A 15943-nucleotide genomic window follows, 5' to 3' on the forward strand; every position below is an offset into this window, starting at 1 on the left:
GTTCGCGGCGGCTTCGCATTTTTTCCCAACGTCTGCGCGATGCACGGCTCGCAACTGATCCTTTCCCGCTATTCAAGAGTTTTCGCGCCGCCGCGTTTCTATAATCGAGCATTCGAGCATGGCGCCATCCCCAACCGCACAGGAAGACTCGACATGAGCACTAAACCGCTTACCGCCGGCATCGATCACGTTGGGCTGACCGTGCCCGATCTGAGCCTCACGCGGGACTTTTTCATCAATTGCCTGCACTGGACCCAGGTCGGCGAGAAGCCGGACTATCCCGCCGCTTTCGTGTCGGACGGGCACGTCATGCTGACCTTGTGGCAAGTCGCCAACCAGGCTGGGCGCGTCGAGTTCGATCGCAGGAGCAACGTCGGTTTGCATCATCTGGCGTTGCGCGTCGGCAGTGAAGAGGCGCTCGAAGCGATCTTCACGCGCGTCTCGCAGTGGCCTGGCGTCAAGGTCGAATTCGCACCGGAGAACCTCGGCGCGGGACCGAAACGGCACACGATGGTGTACGAGCCCGGCGGCATCCGGCTCGAATTCGACTTCGATCCGCGCCTTCAGGCGGCTGGCTGAACCGGCTTCCGCCCGCGCACCCGCACCCTGTTCCATTCCCATCGAGATCGATCGCGGCTGTGAGGTATCACCCGTGGTGATACCCCTATCAAAACAAACCGCGCATTAAGGTCGGGATCTGTTGCTAAAGTTGATCCCACTGCAGTAGGGCAGCGATGGAACAGAGGTTGAACATGGACCAGCTTTACATGTTGAGGGCGTTCGTCTCGGCGGCGCAGCATCAGAGCTTCAGCAAGGCAGCCGCCGCGCTGGGTGTCACGACGGGGTCCATTTCGAAGGCCATCGCCAAGCTGGAGGCATCGATCCAGACCCGCGTGCTGCATCGGACCACGCGTTCCGTCACGCTGACGGAAGAAGCGCAATCGTACTACCTGAGCTGTTGCCGGCTGCTCGAAGAACTCGACGAAGCGAATCGCCGTATCACCCGCGAACGCGAAGTCGACAGCGGCAAGCTTCGCCTCGCCGTTCATCCGATGCTGGTCAGCGAAACCTTTTCGCAGTTCCTGTCAAGTTATCGCGCGATCGCGCCGAATGTGAATCTCGTCGTGTCGGTGCATGAGGGCGCCGTCAATCTTTACGACGGCCAGTTCGACATGGCGATGCTGCCGCCGGATCAGGTCGAGCAATCGGCCGTCATTCGCAGAACGTTGTTCAGGTCCGCGCGATCGCTCGTCGCGTCGGCCGAGTATCTCGCGCGACACGGCGCGCCGCGCAGCGCCGCCGATCTCGCCTCACACTTTCTGCTGCTGCCGTCGCAATCGCGGCAGAAGAACACGAACTTCGTGCAGATGATCGAGGACGGCGAACCCGTGCAAGTGATCCCGATGTCGTCGATGGATGGCAATGACGTGCTGCTGCGCGCCGCAGCGCTCGCCGGCGCAGGCATCGCCGAACTGCCCGAAGCGATGGCGCGTGAAGACATCGCGAGAGGCAAGCTGGTGCCCGTTCTGCCAGGCTGCTCGATCACGGACAACGAGGTCGAGATCTGTCTGTTCTATTCACACCGGGAACTGCTGCCCGTGCGATTCAGAACGTTTGTCGACTTCTGCACCGAGTTCTTCCGCCTCAATCGCGCGATGCGCCGCGCGCCGCAACTGGAAGCCGAGCAGCAGGCCGCCTAGGCGGCAGCCATCACGGGGCCGAGCCTCGAGCGCGCCACGTCGATGAATGCCTGCATCGCGCTCGACACATAAGCGTCGTGCCGCCGGATAAAGAGCGTGGCGACCCGCGCCTTTTCCGGCGAGATCGAATGAATGGCGACGCTATCCTGCTCGGCAGCGCTCGCGACCACGCCGCGAGGCAGCAACGTGATGCCGATGCCCGCCGCGACACACGCGATAATCGCGTCCAGCGAGCCGAACTCGAGCGGCGTCGCCGTCAGGATGCCCATTTCGGCCAGCATCGATTCGAGCCGCTGACGATACGAACATCCCAGCCGGAACACGATGGTCTTCAGATGCTCGACGGACGGCAGCGCGTCGATCGAACGCAAATTGCGCGACGTCACCAGCACCAGTTCCTCTTCGAAAATAAGCTCGGCATCCAGTTCGGGATGATCGACGGGCCCCGCCACGAACGCGCCGTCGAGCCGGCACGCGGCGACATCTTCCGTCAGGCTGCAACTCGTGCCTGTCGTCAGCGACAAGCGCACCTGCGGATAGATTCTCGCGAAGTTGCTGAGTATCGGCGACAGCCGCATTGCCGCCGTCGTTTCGAGCGTGCCCAGCGTGAGCGTGCCGGCAGGCGGACCGTCGTCGAGCGCCGCGAGCCGTGCGTCAGCGAGCAGCTTCGCCATCCGCGCGGCGTATGGCAGCATCCGCTGCCCGGCAGGCGTCAGGCTGACGCCGCGCACGTGCCGCTGAAAAAGCGCGACGCCGATCTCCCGTTCGAGAGACCGGATTCGCGCCGTCACATTGGACTGGACGGTATGAAGCTCGGCGGCCGCCCGGTTCATGCTGCCGTGACGGGCCACTGCCTCGAACACCTTGAGGTCGGCGACATCCATGCTGGGTACCTCTATCAGATCGACAAGGCCTTCAAGGCCGCCGCGCGCGTGAAATGCCGTCCGCGCGGGACGGCAACGCAAAAAGGTCGATCCCCATCGTACACCAAAGCCGGACGGCGCACCGCCCGGCAGACAGTCGCCGCGGCCCTGCGCGGGCCATCAGGCCATCAGCCCGCTTCGCGCTTCCTGAAGTCCTCGCCGTTGATACGGCTCGATACGCTCATGGTCAGTGTGCTCATTGATCGGGAAGTCTCATGAAGGACGGGTGATTCAATGTCGCACTGCGACTCGTCGAGATCAAGCGAAGGGTTTGAATAGGGCTATCTGTCATGTAGATAGCGCCCCGACGCATTCCGGTACTCGCCGCATACAAAACACTACACAGGCGATGCAAACGAGACACCGCGCAGATACATGGGCACGCTTCAATTCATCTCATCGACGACGGCTGCCGTCGCGGCGCCTGATCGAAACACCGGCAGCGCGAGGCAAGCGTTGCGCATCGACATCTAACCAGAAGAGAGCCTGCATCGTGTCCGAAGATCTCCGTCAACGCCGCCGCTTCCTGTTCGCGGCAGCCGCGAGCGTCGCTACATTGACGACGCTCGGCGAAATTCCGAACGCGCTCGCCGCGTCCACGCCGTCCACTCCCGCTTCGCAAGACCCGCAAGACCCCGCCAAACCACTGAATTCGCTTGCCGTACGCCAGGTCCGCACGGACCTGCTCGATATCGGCTATCACGAAGCGGGACCGGCTGAAGGCCGACCCATCATTCTTCTGCATGGTTTCCCTTACGACATCCATAGCTATGTGGATGTCGCGCCGCTGCTGGCCGCGCAAGGCTATCGCGTGATCGTGCCTTATCTGCGCGGCTTCGGCACGACGCGCATTCTGTCGGCGGACACACCTCGCGCAGGCCAGCAGGCCGCATTGGGCGAAGATCTGATCGCGCTGATGAATGCGCTCGATATCCCCGAGGCGGTACTGGCTGGTTATGACTGGGGTGGCCGCGCGGCCTGCGTGGTGGCGGCGATCAAGCCGTCGCGATGTATCGGCCTCGTTTCGGTGAACAGCTATCTGATCCAGGACATCGCCAAAGCGGGTGCGCCGCTGCCGGCGAGCGTCGAATGGGGCCTGTGGTATCAGTACTATTTCCAGACCGAGCGCGGCCACGCCGGGCTCGAAGCGAATCGCCGCGACCTTGCGCACATCCTCTGGAAGAACAATTCGCCGACGTGGCACTTCACGCAGGCAATGTACGAACGTTCAGCAAAGGCATTCGACAATCCCGATTTCGTCGATGTCGTGATTCACTCGTACCGGCACCGCCTCGGCCTCGCACCCGGCTATCCTCTGCATGAGGCGACCGAGAAGAAGCTCGCATCGACGCCGCCTGTCACGGTGCCCGCCATCACGCTCGATGGTCTCGCCGACGGCGTGATTCCCGCAACGGATGACCGCGCTTCCGCCTCGAAATTCACGGGACCGCGCATTCACCGGCAAATTCCGAACGCAGGACACAACCTGCCGCAGGAAGCGCCGAAAGCGTTCGCCGATGCATGCGCGGAACTCGCGCGCAACGGCAAGTGGCGGACCTGAACGAAGCGAACTGAACCGCGCGATCGTCTGCAAAGGCGATCGCTTCAAAAACGAAAGTGCCATCGAGGCCGACGCCACGATGGCACTATGCTTTGCAGACATTCCGCTCATCTCACGGCCCAAAGCGCGCCTTGCACGCGCTCCGGGTTACGAGCGGGTATCGGTCAGGGGTTCGCGTAGACAGAGCCGAGGCCGACCACCTGCCGTGCTTTCGCGCTCGCCCCTGTCGCCGAAGTCGTGCCCGACGGCTCGCCATACGAAGCGGCGCCCTTTTGCGCCTCGATGCGTGCTTGCGCCTCTTCGAGGTTCTTCGGGTATTGCGTCGAATCCGTGGCGGGGTTGTAGCCTGCCCGCTGCAGTTCGATCAGTTGTGCGCGAACGTCGGCGCGCGCGAGCGGGTGATTCGACTGCGCGAACGAAACAACGGGAAGCGCCATCACGGCGGCGATAACGAGCGAGCGAAGGTTCATCGTTTCTATCTCACGAGAGTGGTTGATTTATTGCGGTTCGGAGCACCGCTGACTGATACGCTTAATCAGCGGCATGCAATCAGTGGCGGCCCCAGCGTTGAGATATTTGAACCCGTGAAAGTATCTGGCTTGTGTCCGGAACACGAACGTTTCGCAGCGTTGCGTATCGGCTCGTGTTCAAGATACGTTGAGATACAGGAGCCGCTCGTCCACTCACGCCTTGCGGCGTTTTTGCTGGACCCTGCTCACGCTGATCAGCGAACATTGAATGGGATGCGCAAGTTCCGCTGCGATGCCGCCAGCAAGAAAAAAAACGATAGCCAATAGACGCTTCATGCTGCCCTCCTGCATTCGATAACGGTGACGACTCCGTTATAGCGCGCTTCACGCGTTCTTTTGTGTCCCAATGTATCGGATCAGAGCCGGGATACAAAACGATTCATTCGCAACACATGGCGACACAGCGGTGATACGCGCGACCGTTTCAATACGGTCATGTCTTCCCACCCTGTCGATACAGAAAGGACGCTGCCATGTTCTCCCGACTCAAGACCGTGACCACCGTGGCCGCACTCGCCGCCATCGCCGGCCTCGGCGCCGTGGTCGCCAATAGCGGGGCCGCCACCGCCGTTCCCATCCAGAAGAGCCATCCCGCACCTGAATTCACGGGGATCGACAAATGGCTCAACTCGCAGCCGCTCACTTTGCAGCAGTTGCGAGGGAAAGTCGTGCTGGTCGATTTCTGGACGTACACGTGCATCAACTGCATCCATACGCTGCCCGAAACCGAGGGCTGGTATCAGAAGTACAAGGACAAAGGACTCGTGGTGATCGGCGTGCATACGCCCGAATACGGGTTCGAGCGCGAAACGAAGAACGTCAGCGCGGCCATCGCCCAGTACGGGCTGCATTACCCCGTCGCGCAAGACAACCACTATGCGACATGGAATGCGTACGGCAATCAATATTGGCCCGCGTTCTACCTGATCGACAAGAAAGGGAACGTGGTCTACAGCCACTATGGCGAAGGCGACTATAACGAAACGGAAGCCGCTATCCGCGAACAGCTCGCGCGCGTCGATTGAGTTCGGCTCAGCGCGGTTCGCCGCGCTGAGCAGGACGGATAGCCGGTGTCAGAACGCGCTGCGATACGCGTACAGGCCCGGCAAGCCGCCCGTCATGACGAACAGCACTTGTGCGCCGGGCGCGAGCGCCTGGCTCCTGATGTCGTGCAGCAGGCCCGCGAATGCCTTCCCGCCATATACCGGGTCGATCAGCAGGCCTTCGACGCTCGCGAGAAGCCGCACGGCTTCGCGCATCGCGTCAGTCGGAATGCCGTAGCCGTCGCCGCGCTGCCCGTCCTCGACGATGACCTTTGCGTCGGGAACGACCATGCCGGGCCGAAGCAGCCCGAGAGTTTCCGTTGCCTTCAATCGAGTATTGGAGAGCGTGCTCTCATGAGTCGCCAGCACGTTGTACGAGACTACACGCGCAGGATCTTCGCCCATCGCGATCAACCCCGCGACGAGGCCCGCCTGGGTACCGCCGCTGCCGTTGGCCAGCGCAATGCGGTCGAACGCGATGCGGGATTCGTTCGCCTGCGCAAGGATCTCCGCCGCGCACGCCGCGTAGCCGAGATTGCCGCGCGCCGACGAGCCGCCCAGCGGCGCGAGATACACGTTGCGTCCCGCCTTGCGCAGATCGTCCGCGCGGTTCAGCGCGAACGCCATCGCATCGGCATTGCCCGGCAGATCGTGGACGCGCGCGCCTAGCAGCGCATCGAGCAGCACATTGCCGTTGAACACGTAGTCGTCGTCTTCGCGCGGCACCGCGCGGGTCAGCACCAGTTCGCAGGCGAGACCCGCCTTCGCCGCCGCTGCGGCCGTGAGCCGTGCGTGATTCGATTGACGCGCGCCGACCGTGATGATCGTATCCGCGCCCTGCTCGATCGCCTCGCCCAGCAGGTACTCGAGCTTTCTGAGCTTGCTCCCTCCGCCGCCGAGGCCCATCAGGTCGTCTCGCTTCACATAGATATCCACGTCGCCGGACAGCTTGCTCAGACGGCTGAGACGCTGGATGGGCGTGGGGCCTTCGATCAACGGGTAACGGGCAAACGCGCTCAGATCGAGCAAAGGTGCTGACGGCATGCCGAAGTCTCCATCCGTGGTGAACGTTGCTTTGCGAGCCCGCATGTTAGCGCAAGGCCGCGAGCACTGCTCTTCGCGCGACGCGGGCATCAACTCGTGAGCGGCAGGAAACAGTCGATGAATTCTTTTGCATCGCTTGCAACTGCTTGCTGCATTCGATCTTCTCTCGTGTCCTTCTCGTGCGCGAAACTGCAACGAAGCACGCAGTCGTGCGCCGCAACTCACGCGAGATGACACCTCGACTCATATCGCACACGATTTAATCTCAAACGATTGACAAACGGAAAGACTCACGTATTATCACGCATGCAATTTAATCGCATCCGATGTAAACGCCGGACACAATCGATTGCCGATGTGACTCATGCGGTCCCGGGCCATTGAACTCACGCCTTTATCTATCCAACTGGAGATGAATATGAAAAGCACTCGCGCAGCACTCGCAGCCACCTTTGCACTGTCACTCACCGTTCTTGCAACGGCTGCCCACGCCGGTTCCGACCAGCAGCAGAAGACGCAGGAAAAATGCTTCGGCGTCTCGCTCGCCGGCAAGAACGATTGCGCCGCCGGCGCGGGCACGAGCTGCGCGGGCACCTCGAAGGTCGACTATCAAGGCGACGCGTTCGTCATGGTCGACAAGGGCACCTGCACGCACATCAAGACGCCGAAGGGCTTCGGTTCGCTGAAGGCCGCGTCATGATGATCCATACGCATACGCGGGATGCACGCGTGCAACGCAACAGCGCACCGTCGTTGCTGACGGCCGCGAAGAACCGCTTGCCGCGCGCGTTGCCGCCCGCGCTGCTGCTCTTCATCGCGCGCGCCGGCATCGCCGCGACGTTTTTTCTTTCGGGACGCACGAAGGTGCAAGGCCTGCTGACGATCAAGGCATCGACATACGCGCTGTTCCGCTCCGAATACGCGTTGCCGCTGATCTCGCCGGAACTGGCCGCGCACCTCGCGACGTACGCGGAGCATCTGTGTCCGATCCTGCTCGTGCTCGGACTGTTGACCCGCCCCGCCGCATTCGTGCTGTTCTGCATGACGGCCGTGATCGAGATCTTTGTTTATCCCGATGCGTGGCCGGTGCATCTGACCTGGGCTGGTCTGCTGCTTCCGCTGATCGCCAACGGCGCGGGCACGTGGTCGCTGGATCATCTGCTGGGCCGCGCGAAGCGGGTGGGCTAAAGCACTCACGGCTTCACGGCGCTCGCGCCCGTACGAAAACTTTTTCACTCGAAGCCATTACGGAGACCTGCAAGGTCTCGCGACAAAACATCATGCGTATTCTTTCGACTCTAGCCATCGCCGCTGCAGTGCTCGCCGCTCCTGCACTGGCCACCGCCGCCGCGCCCGACGAGCCTGCGGGCGTCAAGAACATCATCATCGTGCACGGCGCGTTCACTGACGGCTCCGGCTGGCGCACCGTGCACGACATCCTGATCCACAAGGGCTACAACGTGCGCATCGTGCAGCAGCCGATGACGTCGTTCGACGAAGACGTCGGCGCCACGCGCAACGCGATCGTCGCGGCCACCGGCCCCGTCGTGCTGGTGGGCCACGACTACGGCGGCTCGGTGATCACGGCCGCGGGCGCGCGCCCGAAGGTCAAGGCGCTCGTCTACGTCGCGGCCTATCAGCCCGAAGTGGGCGAGAACGTTCCGCAGCTCGCGTCGTCGATGCCCAAGCTCAGCGACGACCTGATGACGACCCGCGACGGCTTCATCTTCTTCGATCCGGCGAAGTACGGCGCCGACTACGCGGGCGACCTCGTAGCCAACCGCACCGACTTCATGGCCGCCTCGCAGATGCCCGCGACGGTCGCCGCTTTCGGCGGTGCGCCGTTCGACGTCGCATGGCACGACAAGCCGAGCTACGGCGTCGTCGCCACCGACGACCGCGTGATCAACCCGGACCTGCAGCGCTGGATGTACAAGCGCGCCGGCGCGAAGGTCACGGAAGTCAAGGCAAGTCACGCGATCGAGATTTCGCAGCCTGAAGCCGTTGCGAAAGTGATCGAAGAAGCGGCAGTGCACGCAAGATAAGCGTCGCATCAGTCAGCGAATGTCCGGGGCCATTTCTGCGGATGCCCCTTTAGGTGTGAATCGAGTTCTCTTAACCAACCACGGAGCAATCATGAACAGCAACGTCAAATCCCGCGTCAGCTTCGCTGCTGCAGCAGCCCTTCTCGCCCTCGCGTCGGCGACCGTCGCGACCACCGCGACCGCAGCCACGGGCGAGCAACCCGGCCGCTGCTACGGCGTCAACGCGTGCAAGGGTCAAGCCCTGTGCGCGACCGCGCATAACGACTGCAAGGGCCTCAATAGCTGCAAGGGCAAGGGCGTGGTCGTCAAGACCCCGAGCGAATGCCTGTCGCTGGGCGGCACGCTGACCGAGCCGAAGTAAGCAACGGCCGCCACAGCCTGGCTGGCCCGGCCCTCGCTCGCCGGGCCAGCCGTACATCGAATCTCCGCCGCCGGATACGCGTCATGCTCACTTCCAATCCCCGTTTCTCAGGCTATGGCCTTGGCCTGCGCAAGGAACACTATCGCGACTTCCTGGAAACGAATGTTCCCGTCGATTTCGTCGAAGTCATCTCCGAGAACTTCATGGTCGAGGGCGGGCAGCCGCGCGATATCCTGCGGCGCGTTCGCGAACGGCACCCTGTCGTGCTGCACGGCGTATCGATGTCGATCGGTTCGGCGGACGGAATCGACCGCGACTATCTGCGCCGCCTCAAGGCGCTCGTCGACGACATCAAACCCCTGTTCGTCTCCGATCATCTGAGCTGGTCGCGCATCGGCAAATTCAACTCGCACGATCTACTGCCTGTGCCTTATACGGAAGAAGCGCTCGATATCGTTTGCGCGAATATCGGCATCGCGCAAAACGAACTCGGCCGCCAGATGCTATTCGAAAACCCGTCGAGCTATCTCGGGTTCGACGGCGCGACGATGACCGAGTGGGCGTTCATCTCGGCGATGGCCGCGCGCACCGGTTGCGGCCTGCTGCTGGACGTGAACAACATTTTCGTGAGCGCGACGAACCACGGCTTCGACGCGCTCGCCTATCTCGACGGACTGCCCGCCGATCGCGTACATCAGATTCATCTCGCCGGCCACACGCAAGGGCGCGGTCTGCTCATCGACACGCACGACAGCCCCGTATGCGACGAGGTCTGGCTGCTGTACGCGAACGCGATGGCGCGCGTTGGCCCCGTCGCGACGATGATCGAGCGTGACGGCAACGTGCCGCCGTTGAGCGAACTGCTCGACGAACTGCAAGTGGCGCGCAGGCTCGGCGCGCGCGCCCCGCACACCCCGATTGCGGAGGCCGCATGACGCTCGCTGCGTGGCAACACGATTTCCGCACGTGGCTCACCGACGCATCGGAAGAGGCCGCGCGCCGCATCGGCCCGCATGCGATGCGCGGCCTGTCGGTGTACCAGAACAACTATCGCGGACAGCTCGTCGAATGTCTCGAGCACTCGTTCCCACAGGTACGGACGTTGCTCGGCGAAGACGCATTCCTGCAAGCCGCGGCCACCCACATCGGCAGCCATCCGCCGCATGCATGGACGCTCGACGCGTACGCCTGCGATTTCGGCGACACGCTGCGCGCGCTCTATCCGCACAACCCCGATCTGCATGAACTCGCGTGGATCGAGAACGCGCTGACGGAAGCCTTCGTCGCGCACGACGCGAAACCGCTGCCGCTCGACACGCTTGCGTCAATCGACTGGGACGCGGCCCAACTGCGTTTCGCGCCTTCGCTCAGGCACCGCACCGCGACGACAAACGCGGACAGCATCTGGTCGGCGATGGCGCAAAGCGCTGAACCGCCAGACGGTGAAATGCTCGCCGAAGCCGGCGGCCTGCTCGTGTGGCGCCGGCAGTTCGTCTCATGCCTCAAGCGCGTGGACGCGATCGAATACGAAGCGGTCCTTCATCTGCAAAAAAACGCGAGCTTTGCAACACTGTGCGACGTGCTCGTCGAGCGCCTGGGCGACGAGCACGGCGTGGCGAAAGCGGGCGCGCTGCTCGCGGGATGGCTGGGCAGCGAGCTCATCGTCGCTGTCGATCGCGGCTGACGTCACACCCGGTTGGCACACAGGCTGACGGGAAAGCAGGAGTGTGAAGGCATCGAGGCAATTGTCCAGCGGCCAGCGGATGCACGCCGCAGTGGGAAAGAGGCGCGATAGTTTTTCGTTTCCGCCTGGACAGAACTTCTCATTTGCCGGCGAATGCAGCATCGCCGATAGTTCACACATCGAGGCAGCGTCGTACTCCTCGCTTTCCTCCCCGCTCCGGAAGTCTGCTCGGCGCCGCTGGCCCGATCAGCAAGAGAGCCTGACCAACATGTTTCGAGTGTGATATGAGCAACCAGAAAGTCATCGTTATTACGGGCGCCTCGCAAGGCATCGGCGCAGAGACTGTCAAGGCGTTTCGCGCGCTGGGCCACCGCGTGGTCGCAACGGCCCGCACGATCAAGCCTTCGGACGATCCCGATCTCGTGACCGTCGCGGGCGACATCGGCGACCGCGAAACGGCGCGCCGCGTGATCGACGAAGCCGTCAAGCGCTTCGGACGCGTCGATACGCTGATCAACAACGCCGGCATCTTCATCGCCAAGCCGTTCACGCAGTACACCGCGGAAGACTATGCTGCCGTTCTGAACGTCAATCTGAACGGCTTTTTCCACGTCACGCAACTCGCCATCGCCGAGATGGAAAAGAACAACAGCGGCCACATCGTCAGCATCACGACGACGTTGGTCGATCACGCGATCGACGGCGTGCCCTCCGTGCTCGCTTCGCTGACGAAGGGCGGTATTGCCGCCGCCACGAAGTCGCTGGCGATCGAGTACGCGAAGCGCGGCATCCGCGCGAACGCCGTTTCGCCCGGCATCATCAAATCGCCGATGCATGCGCCTGAAACGCACGCCGCGCTGGGTGCGCTCCACCCCGTCGGCCATATGGGCGAGATGAAGGACATCGTCGACGCAATCACGTATCTGGATTCCGCCGCGTTCGTGACGGGCGAGGTCCTGCACGTGGACGGCGGCCAGGTCGCAGGTCACTGATCAATCAATGGAGCGTCGCTGGCGGATGCTCCATTGCTCAACTACGATCGTGGAGGACAGGATGCCGATTGTCACCATTCAGGTCACGCGCGAGGGAACCCGGCCCGGCGCAGACTCCGTGACCGCCGAAGAAAAAGCGCAACTCATCAAAGGCGTGAGCCAGTTGCTGCTCGACGTGCTTAACAAGCCTCTCGAAGCCACCTTTGTCGTCATCGAGGAGGTCCCCACCGAGAATTGGGGCTGGGGCGGACTACCCGCTCTCGAGTATCGAAAGACAAGAGGAACGAAGCCCGCTTGATCGTCAGTCTTCCAACACGCAGGACATCAACGAAGGAGTTTGCAATGTCGCTCGAAAAGCTTCTCTACACCGCACATGCAACCACGACGGGTGGACGCGATGGCCGCTCGATCGTGCCGGACGCTCAGCTGGACCTGAAACTGACAACGCCGAAGGAACTGGGCGGCAAGGGCGGAGACGGCACGAACCCCGAACAGCTGTTCGCCGCGGGCTATAGCGCATGCTTTATCGGCGCGATGAAGTTCGTGGCCGCACGCGACAAGATCGCGATGCCGGCCGATGCGAAGATCGATGGGGCCGTCGGCGTCGGACTGATTCCAAATGGCTTCGGCATCGAGGTCGAGCTGAAGATTTCGTTGCCCGGCATGGCGCCCGACGCGGCTCAGGACCTGATCGACAAGGCTCACGTGGTCTGTCCGTATTCGAATGCGACACGCAACAATATCGACGTGAAGCTGACGCTCGTCTAATCGACGGACTGTCTGAAAACGACGCTGGCCGCAGTGATTGCACTGCGGCCAGCAATATTCATTTGCGGATCACGTTAAAGCGGATATTTCCGCAACCGGTGAACTCCGCTGCGACTTGCCCGCATCATGGGTGCGGGCAAGCGCACGTCATCGCATTCAGTCCAGTATTTCCGTCACGGCCACGGGACTGTGCGAGTCCATCCAGTCATATGAGTCGCTGATATGCGCCCATGCCCAATTGCGCGGCTGCGCTTGTGCCGCGACGGCTTGCACCTGCTGTTTCGACGCTGTTACCACACGATTGCGCACTCCCGCGCCGCTCTGGTCGTCGATATTCCGGAAACTCAAAGATTCGCGCTTCATTGCCTTTATCCTTAATAGAGCCTGCCAAGGCGCTCGACACCGAGCACCGCTTATAGACGTAAGGGTAAACATCCTGGCGCGATCATCAACCGGGCTGGCAAGAATTCACAGTTTTCAGATCGGGAACAATGCGCGGGAACCCTACGCCGATGTGAATGACGAGCGCACGGACCTCGGCTAAGGTCAGACGAAAACGACGCGGGCCGACGCGCTAATCGTTGCCGAGCTCGGCGATCAGCCATTCCCTGAATGCAATGACGGCAGGCGCGTTCGCGCTTTCTTTCCTGTGGACCAGGTAGTAACCGAGTTCGCTGCTTTGCACTTCCTTGAACGGGCGCACGAGCCGCCCTTCGGCCAGATCGCGTGCGACCAGCGTCGATCGGCCGAGCGCGACGCCGTTGCCCGTAATGGCCGCCTGAAGCGCCGCTGCCGAGTCGTTGATCTGCAGACCCCGGTCGCAATCCACGACGCCCAGATGGCCCGTCATTTGCAGCCACGAACGCCACGTCGGGAAGACGGCCGTGGTACTCATCGACATGTCGTGAATCAGCGGATGAAAGCGGAGGTCGGCGGGTTCTCGCAATGGATGCTCGCCAGTCAGCAACGACGGGCTGCATACCGGGTAAAACTCGTCGCGCAGCAGGAATGTCGAGACGAGTTTGGGCCACTGGCCCAAGCCGTACCGTATGCCGGCATCGATACGATCCGCTGCGAAATCGAGCAGCCTCAGGCTCATGTCGATCCGGACATCGTAGAACGGGTACTTGTTCTGGAAGCGCTCGACGCGTGAAAGCAGCCATTTGTCGGCGAATGCTGGCGGCACCGTCACGGTGAATGTGATGCGCGCCTTGCTCGCCTTCAGCCGTTCGACTGCCGTCGACAGCAGATCGAAGCCCGCCTGCAGATCGGGAATGACGGAACGCGCCGCGTCCGTCAGGACGAGCCGCGACGGGCCCGACGACGCACGATGAAAGAGTTCGACATCGAGCGCCTCTTCCAGCCCGCGTATCAGTTGTCCAATCGCGGCCGGCGTGACGTGCAGCTCCTCGGCAGCGGCGACGTAGCTCAGATGGCGTGCGACCGCCTCGAAGGCTCTCAGTGCATTCAGATGACCGGGGGCTCGCATCGTCGGTGGCAGACTGTCGAATCCTGGAGCCGTTCATCTTCACCGGCTTCGAAGCGACCGTCAACACGCTCGCTTTTCGCCCGTTGATTCCTGCCGTCATGCAGCCGTCCGGCGGAGGACTGCATGATGGCGCCTTGATTTCAGTGCTTTACTTCGCGGTCGGCATCGCGAACTCCGCACCCTTCTCGATGCTCTCCGGCCAACGCTGCATGATCGACTTCTGCTTCGTATAGAAGCGCACGCCCTCTTCGCCGTATGCATGCGTGTCGCCGAACAGGCTCCGCTTCCAGCCGCCGAAGCCGTGCCACGCCATCGGCACCGGAATCGGCACGTTGATGCCGACCATGCCAACCTCGATGCGTCGTCCGAACTCGCGCGCGATATGGCCATCGCGCGTGAAGCATGCGACGCCGTTGCCGAATTCGTGCGCGTTGATCAGTTCGACGGCTTCCGTGAAGTCCTTCACGCGCACGCAAGCGAGCACGGGACCGAAGATTTCCTCCTTGTAGATGCGCATGTCCGGCGTCACGTTGTCGAACAGCGTGCCGCCCGTGAAGAAGCCGTCTTCGTGACCCGGCACCTTCAGCCCACGCCCATCGACGACGAGCGTCGCGCCTTCCTTCACGCCCTCGGCGATATAGCCTTCGATACGCTCCAGCGCCTGCCGCGTGACGATCGGCCCCATCTCCGCATCCGGCTCCATCCCATTCTTCACGATCAGATTGCGGGCGCGCTCGGCGAGACGCGGAATGATCTTGTCCGCCACATCGCCCACCAGCAGCGCGACGGAAATCGCCATGCAGCGCTCGCCAGCCGATCCGTACGCGGCGCCGATCAGCGCGTCGATCGACTTGTCGAGATCGGCATCGGGCATCACCACCATGTGATTCTTCGCGCCGCCCAGCGCCTGAACGCGCTTGCCGTGCTTCGCGCCCGTTTCGTAGATGTAGTTGGCGATCGGCGTCGAGCCGACAAAGCTCACGGCCTTGATGTCCGGATGCGTGAGCAGCGCATCGACGACGACCTTGTCGCCCTGCACGACGTTGAACACGCCGTCAGGCAACCCGGCCTGCTTCAACAGATCGGCCATGAACAGCGACGCCGACGGATCGCGCTCGCTCGGCTTGAGCACGAATGTATTGCCAGCCGCGATCGCCACCGGAAACATCCAGCACGGCACCATGCAGGGGAAGTTGAAAGGCGTGATCCCCGCGACGACGCCCAGCGCCTGCCGAGTCGTCCAGTTGTCGATGCCCGTCGAAACCTGCTCGGTGTAGTCGCCCTTGAGAAGTTGCGGAATCCCGCACGCGAACTCGATCACGTCGATGCCGCGCGCGACTTCGCCCTGCGCATCGGAAAACACCTTGCCGTGCTCGGCCGTGATGATCGCCGCGAGTTCGTCGCGATGACGGTTCATCAGTTCGAGGAAGCGCAACATGACGCGCGCACGCTTGATGGGGGGCGTGTTGCTCCAGCCCGCAAACGCGGCCTGCGCGCTCGCGACAGCCGCTTCGACATCGGCCGGCTCGCCCAGCAGCAGCTTGCGGGCCCGCGCGCCCGTAGCCGGATTGAAGACGGCCTGACTACGGCTTCCTGTCCCATTGACGCGCCGGCCATGAATGAAATGTCCGACATCTGCGCTATCGGTAAAGGCTTGCATGTCTGCTCCTTGTTTAATTGACGTTAGGGAAGATGTTCAAAACACAGTCGGCGACGCCGACCTGATGACGTATGTATCGCCAAGTGAAATCAATGAGACGAAACCCGCGAATTCCACATTCCGTTCGGCATAGCTGTAGTCCT

The 15943-nt window shown here is 62.3% G+C and carries 20 protein-coding genes; 13 read left to right on the forward strand and 7 right to left on the reverse strand.

Going from position 1 to position 15943, the window contains the following annotated elements; all coding sequences use genetic code 11:
* Positions 1–153 precede the first annotated feature (153 nt).
* On the forward strand, positions 154–579 hold the full coding sequence (locus tag J8I87_RS02905; protein WP_209929930.1) for a VOC family protein: 426 nt from the start codon (positions 154–156) through the stop codon (positions 577–579).
* Between the two features lie 173 nt (positions 580–752).
* Positions 753–1700 carry a LysR family transcriptional regulator gene (locus J8I87_RS02910; RefSeq protein ID WP_209929931.1) on the forward strand — a complete coding sequence of 316 codons (948 nt, stop codon included), beginning with the start codon at positions 753–755 and terminating at the stop codon, positions 1698–1700.
* On the opposite strand, the gene J8I87_RS02915 is transcribed toward J8I87_RS02910, so the two are convergent.
* The gene (locus tag J8I87_RS02915; protein WP_209929932.1) at positions 1697–2584 is read right to left on the reverse strand and encodes a LysR family transcriptional regulator; all 888 of its coding nucleotides are present in this window, start codon (positions 2582–2584) and stop codon (positions 1697–1699) included. The two genes, J8I87_RS02910 and J8I87_RS02915, sit on opposite strands and share 4 nt — an antisense overlap.
* 532 nt (positions 2585–3116) lie before the next feature.
* Between J8I87_RS02915 and J8I87_RS02920 the strand changes: the two genes are divergently transcribed.
* A complete protein-coding gene (locus J8I87_RS02920) occupies positions 3117–4184 on the forward strand; it encodes an alpha/beta fold hydrolase (RefSeq protein ID WP_409518719.1) in 1068 nt (355 codons plus the stop codon).
* 164 nt (positions 4185–4348) lie between these two features.
* Here J8I87_RS02920 and J8I87_RS02925 read toward each other — a convergent pair whose 3' ends face one another.
* On the reverse strand, positions 4349–4654 hold the full coding sequence (locus J8I87_RS02925; RefSeq protein ID WP_209929933.1) for a DUF4148 domain-containing protein: 306 nt from the start codon (positions 4652–4654) through the stop codon (positions 4349–4351).
* A 213-nt stretch (positions 4655–4867) separates the two neighbouring features.
* On the reverse strand, positions 4868–4990 hold the full coding sequence (locus J8I87_RS45615) for a hypothetical protein (RefSeq protein ID WP_280923047.1): 123 nt from the start codon (positions 4988–4990) through the stop codon (positions 4868–4870).
* Between the two features lie 197 nt (positions 4991–5187).
* On the opposite strand from J8I87_RS45615, the gene J8I87_RS02930 reads away from it, so the two are divergent.
* Entirely contained in the window at positions 5188–5739 is a 552-nt protein-coding gene (locus J8I87_RS02930; protein ID WP_209929934.1) for a thioredoxin family protein, read from the forward strand.
* A gap of 48 nt (positions 5740–5787) precedes the next feature.
* On the opposite strand, the gene J8I87_RS02935 is transcribed toward J8I87_RS02930, so the two are convergent.
* Complete coding sequence (locus tag J8I87_RS02935; protein ID WP_209929935.1) at positions 5788–6801, reverse strand: D-cysteine desulfhydrase family protein; 1014 nt, start codon at positions 6799–6801, stop codon at positions 5788–5790.
* Positions 6802–7219: 418 nt separating this feature from the next.
* Here J8I87_RS02935 and J8I87_RS02940 point away from each other — a divergent pair, with 418 nt between their 5' ends.
* From J8I87_RS02940 to J8I87_RS02980, 9 genes are all read left to right on the forward strand, one after another.
* Positions 7220–7501 carry a DUF2282 domain-containing protein gene (locus J8I87_RS02940; protein ID WP_209929936.1) on the forward strand — a complete coding sequence of 94 codons (282 nt, stop codon included), beginning with the start codon at positions 7220–7222 and terminating at the stop codon, positions 7499–7501.
* Complete coding sequence (locus tag J8I87_RS02945) at positions 7498–7989, forward strand: DoxX family protein (RefSeq protein ID WP_209929937.1); 492 nt, start codon at positions 7498–7500, stop codon at positions 7987–7989. The genes J8I87_RS02940 and J8I87_RS02945 overlap by 4 nt, the downstream gene beginning before the upstream one ends.
* 92 nt (positions 7990–8081) lie before the next feature.
* Positions 8082–8846: an alpha/beta hydrolase gene (locus tag J8I87_RS02950; RefSeq protein ID WP_209929938.1), complete on the forward strand. Its 765-nt coding sequence runs from the start codon at positions 8082–8084 to the stop codon at positions 8844–8846.
* 91 nt (positions 8847–8937) lie between these two features.
* Positions 8938–9207, forward strand: coding sequence for a hypothetical protein (locus tag J8I87_RS02955; RefSeq protein WP_209929939.1), 270 nt, complete (start codon positions 8938–8940; stop codon positions 9205–9207).
* 83 nt (positions 9208–9290) lie between these two features.
* A complete protein-coding gene (locus J8I87_RS02960) occupies positions 9291–10142 on the forward strand; it encodes a DUF692 domain-containing protein (RefSeq protein ID WP_209929940.1) in 852 nt (283 codons plus the stop codon).
* Positions 10139–10891, forward strand: a complete 753-nt coding sequence (locus J8I87_RS02965) for a DNA-binding domain-containing protein (protein WP_209929941.1) — start codon at positions 10139–10141, stop codon at positions 10889–10891. Before J8I87_RS02960 ends, J8I87_RS02965 begins: the two co-directional genes overlap by 4 nt.
* A 284-nt stretch (positions 10892–11175) precedes the next feature.
* Positions 11176–11883, forward strand: coding sequence for an SDR family NAD(P)-dependent oxidoreductase (locus J8I87_RS02970; protein WP_209929942.1), 708 nt, complete (start codon positions 11176–11178; stop codon positions 11881–11883).
* 61 nt (positions 11884–11944) lie between these two features.
* Entirely contained in the window at positions 11945–12181 is a 237-nt protein-coding gene (locus J8I87_RS02975) for a 4-oxalocrotonate tautomerase family protein (RefSeq protein WP_209929943.1), read from the forward strand.
* 44 nt (positions 12182–12225) lie between these two features.
* On the forward strand, positions 12226–12651 hold the full coding sequence (locus J8I87_RS02980) for an organic hydroperoxide resistance protein (protein WP_209929944.1): 426 nt from the start codon (positions 12226–12228) through the stop codon (positions 12649–12651).
* A 156-nt stretch (positions 12652–12807) separates the two neighbouring features.
* Here the strand turns inward: J8I87_RS02980 and J8I87_RS02985 are convergent, their stop codons facing one another.
* From J8I87_RS02985 to J8I87_RS02995, 3 genes are all read right to left on the reverse strand, one after another.
* Positions 12808–13014, reverse strand: coding sequence for a hypothetical protein (locus tag J8I87_RS02985; RefSeq protein WP_209929945.1), 207 nt, complete (start codon positions 13012–13014; stop codon positions 12808–12810).
* A 211-nt stretch (positions 13015–13225) separates the two neighbouring features.
* Positions 13226–14140, reverse strand: coding sequence for a transcriptional regulator GcvA (gene gcvA, locus J8I87_RS02990; protein WP_209929946.1), 915 nt, complete (start codon positions 14138–14140; stop codon positions 13226–13228).
* 148 nt (positions 14141–14288) lie between these two features.
* Positions 14289–15800, reverse strand: coding sequence for a CoA-acylating methylmalonate-semialdehyde dehydrogenase (locus J8I87_RS02995; RefSeq protein ID WP_209929947.1), 1512 nt, complete (start codon positions 15798–15800; stop codon positions 14289–14291).
* Positions 15801–15943: the final 143 nt, after the last annotated feature.

The organism is Paraburkholderia sp. LEh10 (assembly GCF_017814945.1).
Classification (GTDB): Bacteria; Pseudomonadota; Gammaproteobacteria; order Burkholderiales; family Burkholderiaceae; genus Paraburkholderia.

Coding starts and splice junctions, on each gene's coding strand:
- J8I87_RS02905 (WP_209929930.1), top strand. CDS start 154: ATGAGCACTAAACCGCTTACCGCCGGCATCGATCACGTTGGGCTGACC.
- J8I87_RS02910 (WP_209929931.1), top strand. CDS start 753: ATGGACCAGCTTTACATGTTGAGGGCGTTCGTCTCGGCGGCGCAGCAT.
- J8I87_RS02915 (WP_209929932.1), bottom strand. CDS start 2,584: ATGGATGTCGCCGACCTCAAGGTGTTCGAGGCAGTGGCCCGTCACGGC.
- J8I87_RS02925 (WP_209929933.1), bottom strand. CDS start 4,654: ATGAACCTTCGCTCGCTCGTTATCGCCGCCGTGATGGCGCTTCCCGTT.
- J8I87_RS45615 (WP_280923047.1), bottom strand. CDS start 4,990: ATGAAGCGTCTATTGGCTATCGTTTTTTTTCTTGCTGGCGGCATCGCA.
- J8I87_RS02930 (WP_209929934.1), top strand. CDS start 5,188: ATGTTCTCCCGACTCAAGACCGTGACCACCGTGGCCGCACTCGCCGCC.
- J8I87_RS02935 (WP_209929935.1), bottom strand. CDS start 6,801: ATGCCGTCAGCACCTTTGCTCGATCTGAGCGCGTTTGCCCGTTACCCG.
- J8I87_RS02940 (WP_209929936.1), top strand. CDS start 7,220: ATGAAAAGCACTCGCGCAGCACTCGCAGCCACCTTTGCACTGTCACTC.
- J8I87_RS02945 (WP_209929937.1), top strand. CDS start 7,498: ATGATGATCCATACGCATACGCGGGATGCACGCGTGCAACGCAACAGC.
- J8I87_RS02950 (WP_209929938.1), top strand. CDS start 8,082: ATGCGTATTCTTTCGACTCTAGCCATCGCCGCTGCAGTGCTCGCCGCT.
- J8I87_RS02955 (WP_209929939.1), top strand. CDS start 8,938: ATGAACAGCAACGTCAAATCCCGCGTCAGCTTCGCTGCTGCAGCAGCC.
- J8I87_RS02960 (WP_209929940.1), top strand. CDS start 9,291: ATGCTCACTTCCAATCCCCGTTTCTCAGGCTATGGCCTTGGCCTGCGC.
- J8I87_RS02965 (WP_209929941.1), top strand. CDS start 10,139: ATGACGCTCGCTGCGTGGCAACACGATTTCCGCACGTGGCTCACCGAC.
- J8I87_RS02970 (WP_209929942.1), top strand. CDS start 11,176: ATGAGCAACCAGAAAGTCATCGTTATTACGGGCGCCTCGCAAGGCATC.
- J8I87_RS02975 (WP_209929943.1), top strand. CDS start 11,945: ATGCCGATTGTCACCATTCAGGTCACGCGCGAGGGAACCCGGCCCGGC.
- J8I87_RS02980 (WP_209929944.1), top strand. CDS start 12,226: ATGTCGCTCGAAAAGCTTCTCTACACCGCACATGCAACCACGACGGGT.
- J8I87_RS02985 (WP_209929945.1), bottom strand. CDS start 13,014: ATGAAGCGCGAATCTTTGAGTTTCCGGAATATCGACGACCAGAGCGGC.
- gcvA (WP_209929946.1), bottom strand. CDS start 14,140: ATGCGAGCCCCCGGTCATCTGAATGCACTGAGAGCCTTCGAGGCGGTC.
- J8I87_RS02995 (WP_209929947.1), bottom strand. CDS start 15,800: ATGCAAGCCTTTACCGATAGCGCAGATGTCGGACATTTCATTCATGGC.